Origin of the sequence: Croceitalea sp. MTPC5, from assembly GCF_036985505.1 — a bacterium.
In the GTDB taxonomy this organism is placed as follows: Bacteria; Bacteroidota; Bacteroidia; order Flavobacteriales; family Flavobacteriaceae; genus Croceitalea.
Map to the genome: position 1 here is coordinate 1 of NZ_BTGQ01000019.1, position 2236 is coordinate 2236.

At 32.4% G+C, this 2236-nt stretch carries 2 protein-coding genes; both read right to left on the reverse strand.

All coding sequences use genetic code 11. The features are described from left to right. Positions 1–126 precede the first annotated feature (126 nt). A complete protein-coding gene (locus AACM45_RS20195) occupies positions 127–1068 on the reverse strand; it encodes an alpha/beta hydrolase family protein (RefSeq protein WP_339145012.1) in 942 nt (313 codons plus the stop codon). 300 nt (positions 1069–1368) lie between these two features. Next, positions 1369–2109 (reverse strand): hypothetical protein, encoded by a 741-nt coding sequence (locus tag AACM45_RS20200; RefSeq protein ID WP_339145013.1) that lies wholly within the window; start codon positions 2107–2109, stop codon positions 1369–1371. Positions 2110–2236 lie beyond the last annotated feature (127 nt).

Consider the following 2236-nt stretch of genomic DNA (forward strand, 5'->3'; position numbering starts at 1 on the left):
GTATAAGAATAGTAGTGGATTTTTTGCACTTACCATTCCGTTTATTACTGTCGTTTGATTTATAAAATTCATTTTCGTTTTAGCGATTAAACCGCTATTATTTTTATAAAATGTTAGCTATAGTTTTTACAACGTATTCTTGAAAAATTCCAATGCTAATTTCAATGTTTCTTCGTGTATTTTCTTTCTGTCCACGGATGGATTGTCAATGGTTATTTCAGGGGCTACTTCTTTTCCAAATTCCGTTGGTTCGTTTAAAAATACATAATGTCCAACATTCTTATCAAAAAAATGAATTTTGGTGGTTTTGATTAAACTATGGTATTTTTGGGCATTGTTTTTAACGGGTGCCACCAAATCTCCTTTTCCTGCCACTATAAAAATCGGAGCTGTAATCTTGTCTGTCTGATTCTTGGAATGAAACCCAAATCCAATTGCTGGTGCCATCACGAAAAAAGCCTTAATTCTATCTTCTTTTACATAATTCTTGTACTTATTGTATGATAAAACGATAAGACTGTCATTTTCAAAATCTATAATTTCATCTGTTTCGGGAAATTCTGCGGGCATTTTCCTGTCCTCTGCTTTTTCGTTTTCTCTAATTGCTCTATCCACATAACCACCTGCCAATGCAATATTGGTATAACCTCCTAAAGAAAAACCAACTCCTCCAATTCTTGACGTATCTATTTTGGTTCCGATTTTTTTGTCTTTTAGGACTTGGGTAAGAACGTACTGAACGTCAATGGCTCTTTCCCACCATTTTACGAATTCCCTCGGTATTTTGTTGAAAGTAGAATTTCCGTAGTGGTCGAGTGAAACAACAATGTAACCTTCTTTCACCATTCTTTCTATAAACCAAGTCAGCGAAAATCTATTTCCCCCTGTTCCGTGGGATATTATCAGTAACGGGAATTTTTCGTTGGTAATAGTTGCGTTCGGAATTGTTTCTATTGTCTTAAAAAGTTCTTTTTGGTTTTCTTTCCGTTCTTTTTTGACTAAAGTGTCTGAGGTCGGATACCATATTTCGGTCGGTAACGGTCGCTTTCTCGTTTCATCAACAAACATTGTTGATTTTTGCCCGATTTCATAGGTAATTTCTTTCTGTTTAGTACAGGAACAAAATATTAATAATGCAATTATGATTAGTGGTCTGTTGTCCATTTATTGATTTTTTATTCTATCTAAAGACAAACAGAAAACTTAACTGTTACAATGTTTTTCTAAATTATAGCTAAAGGTCTTGTGTATGAAAAACAGCCGATTTTACGCACTAACTTTTCGGGTTATAACTGACCTTCATTTTATTAATTGCTTTTCTTTTAAGCACTTAAACCGCTATTTTTATATATTATGTTAGGCAATGTTTTAGTTTATTCTTTTTATAAGTGCCTCTAAGTGTTTTTGAGTTTGTTCTCTATCACTTAAATTCTTTAATTTTTCCAAAAACTCAGTAACTTGTTTTTCGTTTTCTTTGATTAAACTAATATCTATCCTATTTAAAACAACTATAGTATTTATAAGTCCACTTTTATTGTATTGTTCTTCTCCAAATCGATTATTGGCAAATGAAATTAATTCAGTCGTTAATCGTTTGTCTTTTGTCCATTCCGTTGTCAACTTTTGGGTAGCTTGAAGTCTTACTTGTTTGTTTGATGAAAAAATATTTTCAATAAGTTTTGAACGTAAGTTTGATTTTGTATCAATTAATGATTCTTTCGCATATTTTTTCACCTCTTCATCAGGGTCATTATTAGAGACTGTCATAACAATCTCTTCTCCCTTTTCAGATAAGGCTAAGAGAATAGATTTTATAGCTAACTTTCTTTTATAAGAATTTGTGTCAACCAAGGCTTCTAGAAAAGTTGATACTAGTTGAGCTTGGTCAACTTTTGCTTTTATTTCAGCTAATTGTATTTCTTTATTTTCATGGGCTATTTTTGATTTCCTCTCAGTTTCAGAAAGAAAATATCCCGCAATAAAAATAGAAAGAGGAATCAGAAAGGAACTGAAAATACTTATTTTGTCCCAAATGTCTTTTTTCTTTTTATCTTTTTCAAGACTCTCTATTCTTTCGGTTAGTTCGTTAAATTGATTTATGTTTTCCATTTTCTTGCAATATTGCTTAATGGTCTCGGCTATGAGTAGTTGCGTGCGTTAGCGCTTAACTTTACAAGTACGCACCAGACTGAAAATCCGCGAGGATTTTCAGAAGTAGGCGAGAATAAGCAATTAC